Origin of the sequence: Bradyrhizobium sp. C-145, assembly GCF_023375135.1 — a bacterium.
Classification (GTDB): Bacteria; Pseudomonadota; Alphaproteobacteria; order Rhizobiales; family Xanthobacteraceae; genus Bradyrhizobium; species Bradyrhizobium zhanjiangense.
In genome coordinates, this window is record NZ_CP088150.1 from 6,515,029 (window position 1) to 6,532,932 (window position 17,904).

Annotated in this window: 15 protein-coding genes and 1 pseudogene; 5 read left to right on the top strand and 11 right to left on the bottom strand. The window is 58.2% G+C overall.

Features of this window, described 5'->3' with window-relative positions; all coding sequences use genetic code 11:
- Positions 1–427: 427 nt before the first annotated feature.
- The 11 genes from LRP30_RS30670 to LRP30_RS30720 form a co-directional block, all read right to left on the bottom strand.
- The gene (locus LRP30_RS30670; protein ID WP_249757191.1) at positions 428–634 is read right to left on the bottom strand and encodes a hypothetical protein; all 207 of its coding nucleotides are present in this window, start codon (positions 632–634) and stop codon (positions 428–430) included.
- Positions 631–1,743, bottom strand: coding sequence for a nodulation protein NodZ (locus LRP30_RS30675; protein ID WP_276017362.1), 1,113 nt, complete (start codon positions 1,741–1,743; stop codon positions 631–633). Before LRP30_RS30675 ends, LRP30_RS30670 begins: the two co-directional genes overlap by 4 nt.
- Before the next feature lie 166 nt (positions 1,744–1,909).
- Entirely contained in the window at positions 1,910–3,937 is a 2,028-nt protein-coding gene (locus LRP30_RS30680) for a carbamoyltransferase (RefSeq protein WP_249757192.1), read from the bottom strand.
- Positions 3,938–4,260: 323 nt separating this feature from the next.
- Positions 4,261–5,049: an ABC transporter permease gene (locus tag LRP30_RS30685; RefSeq protein WP_249757193.1), complete on the bottom strand. Its 789-nt coding sequence runs from the start codon at positions 5,047–5,049 to the stop codon at positions 4,261–4,263.
- A 3-nt stretch (positions 5,050–5,052) separates the two neighbouring features.
- The gene (gene nodI, locus LRP30_RS30690; protein ID WP_249757194.1) at positions 5,053–5,973 is read right to left on the bottom strand and encodes a nodulation factor ABC transporter ATP-binding protein NodI; all 921 of its coding nucleotides are present in this window, start codon (positions 5,971–5,973) and stop codon (positions 5,053–5,055) included.
- Positions 5,974–5,975: 2 nt separating this feature from the next.
- The gene (gene nodU, locus LRP30_RS30695) at positions 5,976–7,685 is read right to left on the bottom strand and encodes a nodulation protein NodU (RefSeq protein ID WP_249757195.1); all 1,710 of its coding nucleotides are present in this window, start codon (positions 7,683–7,685) and stop codon (positions 5,976–5,978) included.
- 13 nt (positions 7,686–7,698) lie between these two features.
- Entirely contained in the window at positions 7,699–8,328 is a 630-nt protein-coding gene (gene nodS, locus LRP30_RS30700; protein ID WP_249757196.1) for a nodulation methyltransferase NodS, read from the bottom strand.
- On the bottom strand, positions 8,325–9,716 hold the full coding sequence (gene nodC / locus LRP30_RS30705) for a chitooligosaccharide synthase NodC (protein WP_249757197.1): 1,392 nt from the start codon (positions 9,714–9,716) through the stop codon (positions 8,325–8,327). The genes nodS and nodC overlap by 4 nt, the downstream gene beginning before the upstream one ends.
- 15 nt (positions 9,717–9,731) lie before the next feature.
- Positions 9,732–10,391, bottom strand: a complete 660-nt coding sequence (nodB, locus tag LRP30_RS30710) for a chitooligosaccharide deacetylase NodB (RefSeq protein ID WP_249757198.1) — start codon at positions 10,389–10,391, stop codon at positions 9,732–9,734.
- Complete coding sequence (locus tag LRP30_RS30715) at positions 10,388–11,020, bottom strand: NodA family N-acyltransferase (protein WP_249757199.1); 633 nt, start codon at positions 11,018–11,020, stop codon at positions 10,388–10,390. Before LRP30_RS30715 ends, nodB begins: the two co-directional genes overlap by 4 nt.
- Before the next feature lie 54 nt (positions 11,021–11,074).
- On the bottom strand, positions 11,075–11,470 hold the full coding sequence (locus LRP30_RS30720) for a hypothetical protein (RefSeq protein ID WP_249757200.1): 396 nt from the start codon (positions 11,468–11,470) through the stop codon (positions 11,075–11,077).
- A gap of 385 nt (positions 11,471–11,855) precedes the next feature.
- Here LRP30_RS30720 and nodD1 point away from each other — a divergent pair, with 385 nt between their 5' ends.
- The 5 genes and pseudogenes from nodD1 to LRP30_RS30745 all read left to right on the top strand — a co-directional run.
- Positions 11,856–12,800: a transcriptional regulator NodD1 gene (gene nodD1, locus LRP30_RS30725; protein ID WP_249757201.1), complete on the top strand. Its 945-nt coding sequence runs from the start codon at positions 11,856–11,858 to the stop codon at positions 12,798–12,800.
- 626 nt (positions 12,801–13,426) lie between these two features.
- A complete protein-coding gene (gene nodD2 / locus LRP30_RS30730; protein WP_249757202.1) occupies positions 13,427–14,416 on the top strand; it encodes a transcriptional regulator NodD2 in 990 nt (329 codons plus the stop codon).
- Positions 14,417–15,337: 921 nt separating this feature from the next.
- Complete coding sequence (locus LRP30_RS30735) at positions 15,338–16,051, top strand: MerR family transcriptional regulator (RefSeq protein ID WP_249757203.1); 714 nt, start codon at positions 15,338–15,340, stop codon at positions 16,049–16,051.
- Positions 16,052–16,371: 320 nt separating this feature from the next.
- Entirely contained in the window at positions 16,372–17,484 is a 1,113-nt protein-coding gene (locus tag LRP30_RS30740) for a branched-chain amino acid ABC transporter substrate-binding protein (protein WP_249757204.1), read from the top strand.
- 253 nt (positions 17,485–17,737) lie between these two features.
- A pseudogene (locus tag LRP30_RS30745) lies at positions 17,738–17,851 on the top strand (IS3 family transposase); the annotation flags it as partial.
- Positions 17,852–17,904 lie beyond the last annotated feature (53 nt).

Consider the following 17,904-nt stretch of genomic DNA (forward strand, 5'->3'; position numbering starts at 1 on the left):
TGTCGCGAGCACACCCGCCTGCGTCAAGACAAGTCTACGAGCCGCGGTCTCTTTCCCGATCGTACACAACGATCGATCAGGATAGCGGCCGCGGCCAGTAGCCGCGTCAACTCGAAAGCTGACGTTACCAGCTTCGTACGTTAGATTCGTCGGCAACTGATGCTAACTTCATCGCGCCCTGCTCTGCGGTGTCCAGCACTGGCACATCGCCGGGCGGATCAATTTCGGACCATGACGTAGCGTACTGAATGTTCGGCCCCAAATAGTGGACCTCGAGAGCGCCCGTCCGCACCAGCGAGTGCCCGACCGCCAAGACGGAACTCACCGGCTGAACGGAGAACATTTCGATATGTTCATCCGCGATCAACCACCGATTAGCTTCGACTTGCGGTCCGCCGAGGCGACGACGAAGACGTGTTCCACCTGTTTAACGCGGCGGCAGCACGTTAAGGCCATTGTTGTCGACGTCGAGCTTAAGCGGAAGACATTCGGCCGCCGCATCGTTCTGTTCTCCGGTGGAAGTTCGCGACAGAGCATCACTTTGGGCAGACAATTGCCGCCTCGAAAAGAACTGCCAGTACTGCTGGATGCAAAGAGCGACAATCAGATCGATCAAGCGGGCTACGACTTTCATGAAGCCACGAGCTCTTGCGAGGTTTCTTCAATCAGGATCAATCGGCTCGGATCGTTCAAATCGAATTCTATAACGCGTGGGGCAAAGAGACGCGCATAGCGCGTGAAGGCGCTCGTCGGGGGAAAACGGATCACGGTGTCGCACCGCGCAAGGAGATACATTTCGATGAGGGCGGAGAAGCCGCCCTCGGCTCCGAGCGCGGCGTTGTGCAATGGGCCGGCCTGAGGTGCCTGGAACCGTTTGGGGATCGTGAACAGATCGGGAAATATAGTCGAAACCTTCTCAAGGACGAGCGCGCTGTCCGTGCACAGGAAAGCCCTCACGGGTTTTGCGTGGGGTAAACCCCGGGCCTTATCAATGGCATTACAGACCTGTCGGAAGGCGCGCTCCGGGTCAGCCCAGTAGGGGGCATGCCCCATGATATCCTCGCCGTTGCCATGCCGGACATGAATGCCGATGACGCTGTACGGCTCAAAGTGCTCGCGGTAGATAGCATCAATTCGAGCCTGAATTTCAGGTCGTGGCTGGATCCTCCGAAAGATTTCTCGTTCGGCCTCCTGATCGCAGCGCCACATCAGGCAGGCGTCACACACAACCGTCTTAGCATCACTATCTTTCTGGCTCTGGAATAGTTGATCGAGTTCGTCGCGCTCCCGGAAAATCTGCTCGTCCGGGCGATAGACGCAATCGATGGATGGCTTGTTCCACCATGTCGGGAAGAATGGTCCCGGAAATGAACACTGATTGATCTTGTCGTCGCAAATCACCCGCACGCCAGCAATGTCTTGAACCGGTTCGAAGAAGACTGGAAAGGCGTTGGTGAATGGCTCATCGAGATAACAAGATCCCCGCCAATCAATGGCTAGCGTCCGTCCTGTCTGTTTTGCAAAACGCCAGGCTGCGGCCAGTGACCACAGGCAGTCGCCGAACCCCGTACGTCGCCGGGAAACTACGAACCGATCATTCCTCGAACCGCTAAGCATCTGCATTGCCTCTTCCCGGGCTCCTGATTGGATAGGAGACGTCATTGCCGACATCTCACGTATCATCTTGTCCGGCGTCATGGTCTGAAATCGCGGTGCCGGCGAGCTGCGTCGGTAGAACTTCATAGCAGCGCTTTCCGTGATGGGCCGCGTTCTCTCAACACTTTCCGTCTTTCTTCAGCGGTGTTGCGTCGGCGCGCCGATTTCAGTCGGATGGCCGATGTACCTTGTGCGTCGGGTGGCCTGGCCTCTTCACATGCAGGCATAAGCATGGCCATGCTCTGAGCTCCGGCTATGTTTCGCTTTGCAGTTTATTGCGGCCGCAAGCCGCGCGCGGCGGATGCAGGCGAACGCCCCGCAGCTCCCACACGAGCCGCAATTCCTTCACGAGATCTTCACGCTTGCCCTGGCCCAGCGTGGTCGCGTCGAGAAGCGAGCCGAGCGACGCCTCGCCCTCGATCCGCATCAAGATCTCGAAAAGCTCATATGAGATACGCATACTGTCGCGGCCGGAATGTCCCGTGCGGATCTCGCAGACCGCTTCCTGACGATCTGGCCCCGTGTGGGAGCGAACACGATGAAGGGATGCATACGGCGGCAATGAAACGCCCAGTGCACTCCAATCCTGCAGTGATGCTGCCCGCTTCCTGACGAGGAAAGGCCCAACAACAAGTCCATCCAGGTCAGTCGTCAAGAACGTGGTGATCGCATCTGAAACGGACTCCACGATCGGCTCGGCATTGTTGTTAAATGACGTATTTAGAAGAACCGGGATGCCGGTTCGCCTCTTGAACGCATTAATTACATCCCAATAGGTGGGATTTGTCTCGCGCGATACTGTCTGCAGCCGAGCGGTCCCATCAACGTGCGTGATCGCACCGAGCACGTTACGCTTGGCTTCACGCACACGAACCACGAAGTTCATGAAGGGGAGCTGCCGCGTGCCGTCCGGGAGCTCAAAGAACTCGCTCGCATCCTCCTCCAGTACAGATGGCGCAAACGGGCGATAGCCCTCCCGCTTCTTGACCATCGCGTTGATGCGGTCCTTGTTTTCCGCAGGCCGCGGGTCCGCAAGAATGCTGCGGTTACCAAGCGCACGTGGGCCGAATTCAGAGCGGCCCTGAACCCAGCCGATTACAGCGCCATTTGCCATCCATTCTGCCGCACTGGATGCTATGTCATCGCTTCGTTGAATGTCGAGGTGGCCTGACCATGCGTTGAGCTCATGCTCTACGGCTTGCTCGGCTCCGAGATCGGGCCCCCAATAAACGTCCGGCAGTCGCTCGCGCGGCGCTGGCCTGCCCAGCTCGTTTGACATCATCAATGCAGCGCCGAGTGCGCAACCGGCGTCATGCGCTGCGGGTTGGACAAAGATGTCGTCAAATAGCCCGGAATAAAGCAGCTTACCGTTCAGCGTGCAATTATGGGCTACACCCCCAGCCAGGCACAAGCGAGTCATGCCCGTCGCTTCGCGATAGTGGCGCAGGATGTGAAACACGATCCGCTCCAGCGCTTCCTGCAGCGAAGCGCTGACATCTCGATGCTGTTGGGTGAATGGCATTCCTTTTCGCCGAACCTCGATGTTGCGGACTAGGGCCGGACCGATCCGATCCAGGTGAACGCGATAGCCACCGTTTTCCAACAACTCGTAGAACTGCGCGAAGAGCTCGCGATAGGGAGCGGGATCACCATACGGGGCAAGCCCCATCACTTTGTACTCGTCGAACAACCCGTACCCGAGATATCGGATCGTCTCGAGATAGAACAGTCCCAGGGAGTTATGTTCCGGGAAGCTTGCAAGTTGCGCAATTTCGGTGCCAGACCCCACCGCCAATAAGCCGGAGAGAAAATCACCACCGCCGTCGATCGCAAAAACGAGACTTCGCTCGAAGCCGGACATGGCAAACGCGCTCACGGCATGCGCTTCGTGGTGATTCACGAAGGAAAGCCGCGACGGATCGATCTCAGCGCCGAACTCCCGTGCCAGCAGCTGGCGCAGCAACAGTTTGGCGTCCAACGGAACGGGCTGAGAAACAGAAAGACGCTCGAGCATGGTGTTGCAATAGGCTTCAGTCGCGTAGAACGCGATACGATCAATCTCGCGGAGCTCAACTCCTGCGGTAGAAAGGCAGTATCGGATCGAATTGCTCGGGAACTTGTTGGAGTGCTTGACGCGGTTGAGGCGCTCCTCTTCGACAGCAGCAATCACGCGGCCATCCTGCACAAGAACCGCAGCGCCATCGTGAAGAAATGTATTCGGCAGCTCCGGCGTGCTTTCATAGATTCTGTCAAGTCCGCCACTCACTCCCAGGCACAACATCCCGTTCTCCATTTGACCATGACGGGAACGCCAGCTGCGTCCCACCTATCTAATCTTTACAGTCACGCTCCGTCGGGTGCGCGGGCCAGACAGCACACACAACTTTGCAAAGTCCGTCTCGGCGCCTAGCGACAGGCGCTCAGAAAGTACCGGTGCTGGCGTCCGCACCGATCGACCGAATAGACGGCCGTAGACCTTGCTCGATCGGGGCCTCTTAAGGCCATTGAACCGGCTGCTGTGACAGACCAGGTCATCCCGAGCTGCCGCAGAACGCATCGTGACATTGCATCGATGTGACTTTCTCCGTTTTCGCTGAACTCACGTCAACGCAGCAGGCGGCGCCGAAATAGTGCTGTCGAGGCGAAAAAGGGCAGGACCGCGTAAACGCAGAGCGCACCTACGTGCAGGGCAGCGCTGTCGGCGCCGCGCTCAAGCATCGCCGGGCGAATAAGGTCGACCGAATGTGCGAGCGGCAACAAGCCGGCGAAGTGCCGAAATGAGCCGGGCAGTTGGCTCATCGGAAAGACCGCGCCACACAGAAACACCATAGGAGTGAGGACAAGTGTCTGGTAGAACACGAAGTAATCGTAACTTGGCGCAAGAGATATGACGACCATCGCCAGGCTGGCGAAGACAAGGCCAGTAAGGGCGATTGTTGGCATCGCATACAGAATGGATGGCCAGGATGCATAACCCAGCGTGGCAGCGACGATCCCGATCGCTGTTCCCGCCAGAACGGACTTACTGGCCGCCCAGACCAGTTCACCCAGAACGATATCGCCAAGCGTGAGCTGAGTAGAGAGGATCGCTTCCCAGGTGCGCTTTGCATCCATGCGCGCAAAGGCTGCATACATGGTTTCAAAGGTCGCAGACGTCATGGCGCTGGTCGCGACCATGCCCGCCGCCAGAAACGCGATGTACGACGTCCCCTCAACGCGCCCCACGATCAGCCCAAGGCCAAAGCCGAGGCCAAGCAGATTGGTTATAGGATCTGCGAGGTTGCCGAGAATCGATGCAAGTGCGGCTTTCTTCCATGCTAGAAAGTTCCGACGCCATACCGCGATCCAGTTGTACGCGTTAGCGGGCATTACCGCCGCATAGCTTTCACCCATTGCTCACTTCTCCATCTCGCGCCCGGTGAGCCGCAAAAACACGTCTTCGAGATTCGGCGGGCGCTGCAGAATACGAAGGCCCGCTCGCCCTCGCAGTTTCACGCGTACCTGCTCCGGATGTGGCGCATAACAGAAGAGAGTCTCTCCACTCACTTCGATGTGCCGAGCATACGGCCTGACCAGCTCGCAGAGCTGATGTGGATCCCCCCCATAGATTTCAATGACGTTGCAGCCAATATGCTCATCGATCAGGGCGTCTGGCTTGCCTTCGGCGATCTTGCGTCCATGCTCGAGGACACACAGCCGATCGCACAGGCGTTCGGCCTCTTCCATGAAGTGAGTGGTCAAGAGAATCGTCTTGCCCCGCGCAAGCAGAACCCGCAGGCGTTCCCAAATCAGGTGACGGGCGTGCGGGTCCAATCCAGTCGTCGGCTCGTCCATCACGAGCAGATGCGGGTCATTGATTAGCGCCCGCGCCAGCGTCAGCCGCCGTTTCATGCCACCGGACAGCTCGGCAACGCGCGTGTCCGCCTTGCTTTCGAGGCGTGCAAACTCGAGCAGCGACGGGGCGACCGCCTCGATCTTGCGAGCGCTCATGCCGAAATAGCGGCCAAACACCAACAGATTCTCTCGTACGGTGAACTCGAGTTCAAGATTATCGAATTGTGGCACCACGCCGATACGCACACGTGCGACACGAGCGCGGGAAGGCACAGGCTCATTGAGGACCGTAATCTTGCCTGCGTCCGGCGAAATCATGCCGAGCAACATACGCGCAATCGTACTCTTGCCAGCTCCATTTGGCCCAAGCAGGCCGAAGCATTCTCCGCGCGCAACCGAGAACGACAGTTCATTGACGATGACCTTGTCGCCAAATGACTTTTTCACGCCGGCAAGCTCAATTGCTACGGTGGACATGGTCACTCTTAGGCTGACAGAAGTCGCTCGGCCGACAATGGCTTCCTTACCACCGTGTTGGTCCAGAGCTGGCCCTCGCACCACACATGCTCGACACGCCCCCATTGGCAGGCCGCGGCAGCATCCGGGAAAAATCCCCGTCCGTGGAGGTTGGCGCTCGTGTTGCAGAGCAGCGGTATCCCCGTGAGTTGCTCAAATTCGACGAGAAGCGCGGCGATTTTGTGCGGAGAGTTGCAGGAGATTGTCTGCAGCCGAGCGGAGCCATCAAGATGGACCACAGCGGGGACCTTGTCGCGCCATTCCGCCCGGGTCTGGTGATCGAACAGCATGTAAGGATCTGGCGTACCTGGGCTGAAAATTTCTGGCGCCCGATCCTCCAGACAGATCGGCGCCACTGGCCGGAAGTGCTCGCGACGCTTGATGTCGTTGAGATGATCCTTCATTGCCGGAGAGGTCGGCGCTGCAAGAATGCTTCTGCCGCCCAACGCCCGCGGCCCAAGCTCGGCGCGCCCGGAAAGGAAGATGACCGGCTTGTTGTCGGCCAGAATCGCCGCAAGTTCACGCAGACTGCATGGCGCCGCCTCCCAATCCGGCGGAAGCTCGCTGTCCTGCAAGACCGGACCACTGTAGACTGACCATTCCAATGGCCCGAAGCCATTTTGCGCCGCCATCGCGCCGCAAGCAGCGCCGATTGCCGAGCCGCTGTCATTCGGAAACGGCGGCACCCAGACATCATCGAACAGTCCCGTCGCACGGAGCGCGCTGTTCCACTTGATATTGAGACCGCAACCTCCGGCGACACACAGATTTCGCGCTCCCGGAAGCGACGAGTGCCGCAGCAGAACCATCGCGATCTCCTTGACGAGAAGACGTTCCAGGAACACGTGAAACGACGCGAGGACGTCCTCCGCTCGCTTGGCCGTCAGGCGCACTGCGCTTGCCTCGAAGAAGTCATGCAGAGCTGCAAGAGACGATTCTGCATTGTTGATGTCCGCGCGGTAGCGACGCGCCTGCTCCGTGTCGGCCGAAAAGCGCTTTTCATAGAGCCCCTGAAACACTGCCACGATGCTTTCGTCGACAGAGCCAAGCGCGATGTAGGCCATCAACTTGCCGGCAATGCCCAGATCCCAACTGGAGCGATCCGGCTGCCTGTAAGGCCCGAAGTGAAGGCCCGCGGCAGCATAGGCATGGCCGATCATCGGAAACAGGGATCCAATGAGCCGTGCCCCCCGAGGTTCGACATAATAAAGACGTGGAAAGATGCAGCCATCCCATACCAGACAGAACGCGGGTTTCCCCGCGCTGGCAAAGGGACTGGTGCTATATGCTGACGCGACGTGGCCCGTGACGTGCGGGTAGCTCTTATATGGAAACACCTTGCCTCCGAGGATCAGGCCAAATCCGTCGACGGAATCAAGAAGGCCCTCGGCATGGCGCTCGACATATGGCGCCCCTTTAAGCGCGATCGGCACAGCCCCACTCAGGACCTGGAACTGCGACTCAATCTCCCCATCCCAGCCGTCAATGACGAATTGATCGATATCCCGCGGATCCAGGCCATGCTCCGCCAAGGCGAGCACGACAGCATCGAGATTGTCGACGGATTGATAGCGTGGACTGTTGCCGCGCTTCTCTTGCTCGTTGCAAAAGACAAGCCGCCCGTCCTCGACGACAGCAATTGCCCCGTCATGTGTTAACTTGATGCCGCAGATGCGCATACGACCCTCTGGCCTAGTGACCGACGTTTGATTGTTCTGACGATTGACCCGGCTTCCGGAACCGGACGATCAAGCAGTCTTCGTTGACCGACTCGGTGCGGCAGTGCAGACGCTCGACCTCCGATAGGCACTCGTTGAAGAGAGCGATCACCGTTTCGGCACCGGCAGCATAACCCCAGCGTTGACAGGTGGCATCACGTGCGGACCCGAAAATCAGAGCTCCATTTGGCACAAGCATACTCACCAGGTTGCCGATAGCCGTATGCATCTCGACAATGTCCCTGAGGTAGTAAAGAACCTCGGCCACGACGATCAAATCGAACTGCTCAGTGGTCGAGAACCGCTGAATGTCGCAGGTCACCCACGTGATATGCGACCATTTCCTGGTCCGCAGTCGCGCTCGCTCGATCGCCTGCGGCATGACATCGACCACGGTGAGTCGTTCGCATAGCGGCGCCAGCATGTCCGTGAACGCGCCGGCTGCACAACCTACTTCGAGGGCATACGCAACATCTCCGTTGCAACTCGACATCCGGAGCATTTGCGCGTATCGCTCCTGCTCGAACGAACTACTGTCAAGGCGCCATGGGTCGTCGACAGCCAACTCTCGCTCTAATAGCTGACGGTTTGCGTCCAGGATCATGAGCCACCCACCTTTTTGTAGGCAGCCGAACGATCGCGACCACAGACACTCTCCGTCGCCGCCAGGCTCGATGGACGGTGCGAAGACCCCGCCTTACGAATTGTACTAGACATTCCCCCTATACTTGCAGCACTTCGGCCAGCGTTCGGGTGCAGGATGACAGACTGCTTTTCCGCTTCGGCCGGCACATCGGCGACCTTGCGCGATAGCCAATCGCTGTTGCTCAATGTACAAAGCGCATAGGCCTTCAAAGGAAGTAAGAGAAAGATATTGATCGGTGTGTGGAGCGAGAAGCCGAGAAACCGCAGTTCGCGAGCACGAAGGGCTGCCACACTGCAGCGGACCATTGTCATTGCTGCAATCGTCAATCCCGTCCACCAGGGTACCGAGCCGCCGATTAGGAGCTGTGCGAGCGCAGCCAGTGATGAAAGGGCGAGAAGCAACGGGCCCAGATTTTGCCCGATAACGTCGAGCGTCAAATAGCCATCGAGCTCTGGCAGCAGGCGTAATGCAAGAAACGTGTCCCGAAAGGTACTGCGCGCCCAGCGGAGTTGCTGACGCAGATATGGCCCAAGGCTGTCCGGGACGACTGTTGCTGCGATCGCGTCGGGGACATATTCGGTTCGAAACCCCGCCTTGAGCATGAGGATCGTTAGATGGCGATCCTCGCCGAAATCGCTCGGCTTTCCGCGAAAGAATTGCGCTTCGTATTGATCAAGAAGCAAGGCGAGCGCGGAGCGACGATACATGGCACATGGGCCGCAGCAGCACATGACGGCACCGAAACGAGCCTGTGCCGCGCGCTCTTCATTGCACGCCAACCAGTATTCCATATCGATCAGCCTGGTCAGCCAGGTTTCGCTGCGATTGCTCGCTATCAACTGACCCATGGCCGCCCCGATTTCCGGGTTATGCATCTTCAATACAAGCTTCGTGACAACGTCAGCAGCAAGTATCGTATCCGAGTCGACGTTGAGGACCAGGTCCCCGGATGAGCTGCGTATTGCGGCGATCTGCGCCTTGCGCTTTCCAACGTTGTTTGCCAGCAAGATGATGCTGAATCTCGGATCGTTCGCATAGATCTTGTGTACAGGCGCGACAACGTCGCGATTTGCAGATCCGTCGTCGACCACATAGAACTGTAGCTTTCCGGCGTAGTCTTGACTCGCAAGCGACTCCAGACATTCGGCGAGCGTGTTTGGATCCTCGTTGAAGCACGGCACGATGACGTCCACAGTGGGAAGGACGACCTCCGATTGCTCCAGGTTGTCCTGCAGCGATGACTTAATCGGCGGCTGGGCATAAAGCGCTTGCGCGCTCTTGTAGATAGTCGAGAGCAGCGCATAAGACGAAACGGCGACAGCACTGGTTGTAGCGAGCAGGTCCATAGGGTATCAGTTTTTTCAGTGAAGTTGAGGGAATGGACGGATTACAAACCCGCGCCGTTGTAATGCTGGAATCAGATATGATAGCGCCATCGTGGTCTGATCACGCAGCGTGGCATCGGTGCACAGTCTCTCCTCATCAGGAGGATATCCGTCGTGCAGGAGCACAATTGCACCCGGGCGCACGCTTGCCAGTACTGAATTCACAATTCTATCAACCCCGGGGCGGGACCAGTCTCTCGGATCGACCGACCAGTGCACAGCTGTGAGACCAGCGCTCGCTGACGTAGCGAGCACCTGTTGTGTCCATACGCCGTAAGGTGCTCGCATGTGCCTGGGCGAGGCCTGCGGGCACGCCAAGCGGATCGCCTCGCTCGCCGTCAGCACTTCATCGCGCACCTCCGCAGGTCCGCATCTGGATAGATCCGGATGCGTCATCGTGTGGTTCGCAACCTCATGCCCTTCCGCAATCATTCGTCGAATGAGTTCAGGTTGGTCGGCCGCGTACGTGCCGATCACGAAGAACGTCGCCGGAACCCGATGTTGGGCCAGCACATCGAGCACCTCTGGCGTGCAAAATGGATTTGGCCCATCGTCAAAGGTCAAATAGACAGGTCGACTTCCGCTCACGTCAGCATAGTCGCAGCGAACAGCAGATAGTGGGAAAAGCTCTTTCACAGCTCAGGCCCGTTCCGATCGATGATCGTCCCGGCCGGCCACTCGCTTATCGAGCGTCCAACCGGGAAAACCACCACGATCACGTCTTCGATGCGGGTCGGCGACAAATTGGGATAGACATCCGGATGCGTGGAGCGGACGCGAATGCCAGACATGAGCGTGGCGAGCCCCTGCCTTTGGACCAGTCGGGTCATATGTTTCTCAAGCGCAGGCCGAACCGTACCAAAGCCGAATGGAACCCCAAGCTCCTGCAGTATCGGATACGTCACGCGCATTGCGTGGCTGATTCCCAGCCCTTCGAGATCCGGACGCACCGCATATAACCCCAGTTCGGCCACGAGGAGATCGACCCCACCGATCTTGATGAAGCGGCGTAGTAGCCCGAGGTGAGCAGCTACCCCGCGCCCGTCGTAACCAATAACGCGGAACTCAGGTCTTGCACCGGCCCAACTTCGGTTGCCCTCAAATGGCTGCGCATTGAACGCACCGGTCGGCCCGTAACTCTTGCGGAAGAACTCGGCGAGTTCGGCATGATCAGCGAGCCGTAGTTCGTTTTCCCAGCGACGGCTCCACCGCACTTGAGCGCGTGCAGAAGGAGCTTCCGCAGTCCGGGATACGGCAATGTTCATGGCGGGCTTCCTTGCGCCAGTGGAATTAAGAGCGGAGATGGTCACGTGAACTCGTTACTCGCCGAACCGCTGATCAATACTGAAATGCGCTGCCATGCCCTGTCGGAGCCCGGCACCCCTCGCCTGCATCGCGCCGCGCGCCTTCGCTCGTGACGAAACGATCGCATGGTTCGCGCTCGTCATCCGGCCAATGCCCTGCGCGCGGTATGCCGCAAGATGCCAACGAGGCGATTGGACCATCCAGAACCTGTCGGCACTTCGGAGCTTTTCCGCCTCGTCCAGCATCGCTGTCGACGTTATGACGTCTGAGGGCAGGCTATCGATGCGAGGAGCCTCATCGATGGCGTATCGGAGTGGCATCAGACCAAACTTTTTCTTATGCATCTTCGACACGCCCCCAATGCGGTGGACAGGCGAGCCATTTGGAGAGTCGCCGGAAATACTTGGCATCCGCAATCCGCGCCTGCCGCTATTTCGCGACACTAGAATGAGGCTGAACGCGCTCTCAAGTGTACGCGGGTAAACCTCCAATATGGAAACGGATGGAATACGCATACAAACGTTTATGGGGACCCGCCTGACGTCCAATCGAGCGCGCTTCGCAACCGATAAGAAGCGACGGGGCTCGCACGGCGCGACCACAGCCGTCCTCGAAACTGATGCGGCGGGTGCTCGCACGTCCAGAAGTTTTTCTCTGAGCCCGCGGGAGCGACCAGCAGCCATCGTGGTATGCCTGAGTACTTTTTCAAACTGATGTTTGCTATCCAACATTCCGCAGTTTGGTAAAATCGATTGTTTCGATAGAACACATCCACACGATGGATAGACTCACAACATGCGGTTCAAGGGACTTGATCTAAATCTTCTCGTTGCGCTCGATGCTCTGATGACGGAGCGCAACCTCACAGCGGCGGCGCGCAAAATTAACTTGAGCCAGCCCGCTATGAGCGCTGCGATCGCGCGGCTGCGCACCTATTTCCGCGATGAGCTATTTAACATGAGAGGTCGCGAGCTCGTCCCGACACCTGGCGCGGAGGCGCTTGCAGGTCCGGTCCGCGAGGCCCTGCTGCACATCCAACTCTCGATCATATCACGTGACGTGTTCGACCCGACTCAGTCGAACCGACGCTTCAGGGTCATTCTCTCCGATTTCATGACAATCGTCTTTTTTCGAAGAATCGTGGACCGTATTGCACAGGAAGCTCCCGCGGTGCGCTTCGAATTGCTGCCATTTTCCGATGAACCCGATGAGCTGCTCCGCCGCGGCGAGGTCGACTTTCTCATTCTGCCGGAATTGTTCATGTCGAGCGCGCACCCTAAGGCGATGCTGTTCGACGAGACCCTCGTATGCGTGGGATGCCGCGCGAACAAGCAGCTATCGCGGCAGCTTACGTTCGAAAAATACATTTCGATGGGGCACGTTACGGCCAAGTTCGGACGAGCGCTGAGACCGAACCTAGAAGAATGGTTTTTGCTTGAGCACGGCCTCAAGAGACGCATTGAGGTCGTTGTGCAGGGCTTTAGCCTGATTCCGCCCATATTGTTAGATACGGGCCGTATCGGCACGATGCCCTTACGGCTCGCCAGACACTTCGAAAAGCGGATGCCACTGCGGATCGTCGAGCCACCGCTTCCCCTGCCCACATTCACCGAGGCTGTGCAGTGGCCTGCGTTCCACAATACCGACCCGGCGAGCATTTGGATGCGGCGGATATTGCTTGAGGAGGCATCCAACATGGCATCTGGGCATCAGGAACCTCCAACTCGCAGGCGCTGCTAGGCTCATGCCGCGCTCGAACGCTTCAAATACGCTATAAATCCTCCGACGTGCTCGGCCCCTTTCGTCTCTTCAACGTCTCTGGGGCGAAGCTGCCAGAGAGCGCCGCGAGCCGGGGATCGGTTGCGAAGACTTGCCGAGTGGTGAGCGTCGACCTCGCGGGTGTGGTTTGATGCGCTTGCACTGCAAACAGGTGAGGCCCGGCAATATCACGGCAGAACACGCCTCCTCCAGTCCAATAATGTTTAGCTGGCCCGATAAAATCGCTTGAACCGCACACTGCGTCAGGTTGTAGGTTGACCGCTAATGCTGCGCTGCGCGGCGGTCGACGGGGCGCTTTGGCGAACTCACGGCGCTGACCAGACACCGGGATGATCTGCCGTTAACGAACTGACCGGGTCCGTGCGTGGCTCGCCGGAAGCGGCGGGATCGACCAGCTTCGGGAGTCCTGACCGTTTCCGGCCGTTGGTGGGTCTAGCTCGCCATCCTTGCGGTCATTTCGCGAGCGTCTTTACGCGATCGCACGATGGAACCGATGTTCATGCGGGCGAGCCGACAGGACCGCTTCGGACGCAGCGGTCGCCGCTCGTTGTATGCGCCGCAAGAACGTTTGTGCCGGATAAGAAGACATGCGTTTCAAAGGTCTGGATCTAAATCTTCTCGTCGCGCTGGATGCTCTCATGACTGAGCGCAACCTCACCGCAGCGGCACGCAAGATTAACCTCAGTCAGCCGGCCATGAGCGCAGCCGTTGCCCGGCTGCGCTCCTATTTCCGTGATGAGCTGTTTGGGATGAAGGGGCGGGAACTTGTCCCGACCTCACGCGCGGAAGGACTCGCATCTCCTGTGCGCGAGGCTCTAATGCATATTGATCTCTCAATTATCGCGCGTGACGTGTTCGACCCAGCTCGATCGAATCGGCGATTCAGGATCGCCCTTTCTGATTTTATAACAGTCGTATTCTTCCGAAATGTCGTGGAGCGCGTCGCGCGAGAAGCACCCGCCGTCAGCTTCGAACTGGTGGCGCTCATTGATGAGCACGATGAGCTTCTCCGCCGCGGCGAAGTCGATTTTGTTATCCTGCCGGAATTATTCATGTCCAGCGCGCACCCCAGGGCGGCCCTATTCGAGGAGAGACTCGTCTGCATAGGCTGCTGCACGAACAGCCAACTACTACGGCGGCTTACATTTGATCAGTACATGTCGATGGGCCACGTTGCGGTTAAGCTCGGAGGTGCGTGCAAGACGCCGGTCGAGGAATCCTTTTTACTCGATCTCGGCCTCAATCGGCGCATCGACATTCTCGTGCAGAGCTTCAGCATGATCCCGCCCCTGCTGGTAGGCACGAACCGCATAGGGACGATGCCATTAGGGCTCGTAAAGCATTTCCAAAGAACGATGCTCCTTCGGATTGCCGAGCTTCCGCAGCCATTCCCCGCCTTCACTGAGGCGGTCCAATGGCCCGTGCTTCACAACAGCGACCCGGAAAGCCTCTGGATGCGAGAGATATTGTTGCAGGAGGCTACCCGCATAGCAACTGCACAAGAGCCCTCCATCATCACTTCGGAACGAGCGGATACTGCCGGAGATTTGGTACGATCTGTCTCACCGTTGTCGTAAGGACGTTCGCAAAGTCTGCGAACATCATATCCCAACGCATGTCTAAACGACTCAGGCTCGCCTCGCGCGAGCTCATTGTCGCTGGATAACGACCCTCGCAGCGGACGGCTATCACGGCGACGTTGTGTAGCTCTTTCACATGTTGGCATTAGGCTCGACGTGCGAGCGGCGGCTCAGACTGTTGGCCTGGTTTTTAGAGACAGGAGCGACGCGTTCGCTGCCAAGCCAGGCCTTTACGCTGCAACCCCAGCCGCCGGGCGCACCCGCCTCGATACAGCAGGATCGGGACGGGGCTGTCGTCAACTCTCCGAATCAGTAGTGCCTCCCGATAAGCGGAGACGATTCGGCTTGTTCGGATAAGTACCACCACGCACAGTGAGCGTGATGGTCATCGATCATGCATATGACCACGATCTCTTGCGCTGTCGAAGCAAGCATCTCGCACGCGTGTTGCCCTGTCGCATCACCCTGGAGGACATCGCATCTTTCGTCGCTCTGCGCCGCCGGTCTGACTTCTTTTGGCCCTACCGCAGCCAAACGTCTTGACGACGTGCGCTGCCCTGACGCAATGACAAATAAGGAGCTGAACGTTGGAGCAATGCAGCAGGGTGTTCGATCCGGAAGAGCTTTCCGTCCTGGGACGCCTTTATGATGGCGCGGTCACCGCTCTACCCCCATCGATGCGAAATCCGGAAAATCGCACAGCAATCGCCAAACTCATCCTGGAGCGTACAGCGGCTGGCGAGGCTCAAGTGGCATGCCTGACGAACTTGTTGATCACCATTTCCTCTCAGGGTTGATCCCCCGCCATTCTGAGGATAGTCACCATTCTCGCGCTGGAATGGAAGACGATCCAGCTAGAGCTTTGAAATAGCTTGAATCATACGTGACGTCAGGTTGTAGGCTTTGAAATTGAACAACATGAGCAAAGCTACACCACGAAGGCGTCGATGGCGCATTGGCGAACTTGCAGAGGCGACCGGAGTAACGGTACGCACGCTGCATCATTATGAACACACGGGGCTCCTAGCAGCCTCGGAGCGTACTGACGGCGGCCACCGGATGTACGACCGCGAAAGCGTGCAGCGGGTTCACCAGATTCGCGCGCTACGTGAGCTTGGCTTCTCCCTTGTCGAGATCCGTAAAGCTATGGAAGGCACGACCTCACTCATCGACCTGCTGCGCAAACATCTAGAGCGGATAGAACTTCAAGTCGCTCGAGCAACTCTGTTGCGCGACCGTTTGCGCAACATGACCATCGACAGCGAGAGCCAGGTTAGTGTGGATGAGCTGCCTGCCACCCTGAATGCGATGTCGCGGGTCGAGACGCGTAGTCAGACGTCCCGATGCACCTGCAAGTTAGCTGCAGATCGCGAGGAGCGGTGGCGGCGGATCCGCGACGACCTGCGTGATTGTATGGATAGAGGCGAGCACCCTTGCGGCGAGCGGGCAAAGGCCGTCGCAGCTGCAGCACGCTTGCTGATCAGCGAAATCGCCGGGGCCGATTCACGCGTTTCGATGATCCTGAAGGTACTTGCACGATTAAGCGCCCCCCGTAGTCTGGCTGGTTGGGATCCCTGCCTCATGCAATATCTCGATCTCGCCCTTGGCGGGTTGGAGGATCAGCCGTACTGACGTCCTCATGGCTGGCTCCGCACAGGATTGCCGATCGGCCTTGACAAGCTGAAAAAGCGATGAAGCGTGGTTGATCGGCGGCTCTGATGCGGGTCGACAGTTTTACGGTCACCGGGCAGATCGTCATGGCCTCGCCGATCCGCGCTCCCTGACGCATTGATCGAGGCTCCCTTCAGAAGGGGCTTGAACCGCACGTAACGTCAAATTGTAGGCTCTGGCCGACTTAACGCACGCTTCGCTTGGCAGGCGGCTTCGACCTGCAGGCACGTCTGATCACAGCTGCTGGCGGTTCACTTCAGGTGAGCATTGGGAGCTCTACAATGTTAAATGGGCCTTACGCTTCTGCTGCGAGTGCAGCGCTTCTCTTCTGCGCCCTCGCCTCGGCTGCGCGCGGCTCCGAGGTCAATATTGCCGTGGCTGGCCCAATGAGCGGAAGCAGCGCTGCGTTCGGCGCGCAAATGCGCGTTGGTGCGGCTGCGGCGGTCGAGACATTGAACGCTTCGGGCCTACTTCCCGATACCAAGGTGATATTGAGTGTCGCCGACGACGCCTGCGACCCGAAGCAAGCTGTCGCAGTCGCGAATAAGCTCACAACAGAGCGGGTTCGGATGGTCGTTGGCCATTTTTGTTCCTCTTCGTCGATCCCGGCCTCCGACATCTACGCCGAAGCAGGCATCGTTCAGCTGTCACCTGGCTCGTCCAATCCTCAGCTAACAGAACGCGGCCTCGAGACTGTCTTTCGGATCTGCGGCCGCGACGACCAACAGGGCACCGTTGCCGCTGAGTACATTCACAGGAACTATCCTAACCACAAGATCGCGGTGCTCGACGACAAGAGCACCGCAGGCAAGGGTATTGCCGACGTGGTTGAGGCACAGCTTCAGAGATTCGGTGAACAAGTCATTCGGCAAAGCTATGTAGCCGGTGAAAAGGATTACAGAGCGCTGGTCTCAAGAATGAAGAAGGATCGGGTGCGCGTTGCCTATATCGGCGGCTATCATACCGAAATCGGATTGTTTGTACGCCAGGCATCAGAAGCAGGAGCGGGACTCATCGTCATGGCGAACGATCCGTTGATGACCTCTGAATTCTGGGCCATTACCAGCAGCGCTGGGAATGACACATTGTTTACCTTCATGCCGGACCCCGCCAGGAATGCCAATGCGGTCGGCGTGGTAGCCGGACTCCAAGCTTCCAACCTGTCCGCTGAAGGCTACACGCTTTACGCCTATGCAGCCGTGCAAGCATGGGCAGAAGCGGTGAACCGGACCGGCTCCTTTAATGCTGCGCGCGTCGCCGGTGCACTTCGTTCACGGCCGATCGATACCGTGATTGGCCCAGTCCGGTTCGATACAAAGGGAGACAACGCGGCTCCTGGTTTTCTGGTTTACCGCTGGCGCGACGGCCGTGTTGAAACTGTGGAGCTGAACTGATTGGCATCAACGCCGTCTCCCCAAACTCAAAGTGACACGGATGATGAGACGCCCTCATGACGTTGGAGCAGCGATACTCGCAAGCTCTCTTATACTTGCAGCTTTTGGAGCGTTTTTCGCGTTCGTTGCAGCGCTCGCAGAGCTACCCGATGTCGACCTGAAGGAGACGTTACGTCTGACGATCGACAAATAGTAGCGTACCGAGCTGATCTGGCTGGCAGGCACAGCATTTCTGAAGCGGCCATCTGATGCCAGGTTTGGCGGCATGGACGTTTCTGCTTCCAAGCGGTCGAAGGCCCAGGAAGAGGAGAACGCGAAGCTAATGATGCTTCTGGTCGAGCACATGCTCGGCGTGGAGGCGCTTCGCCAACTTCGATCAAAGTAACGGCCCCTGCGCGTTCTCGTGACCCAATCACATCG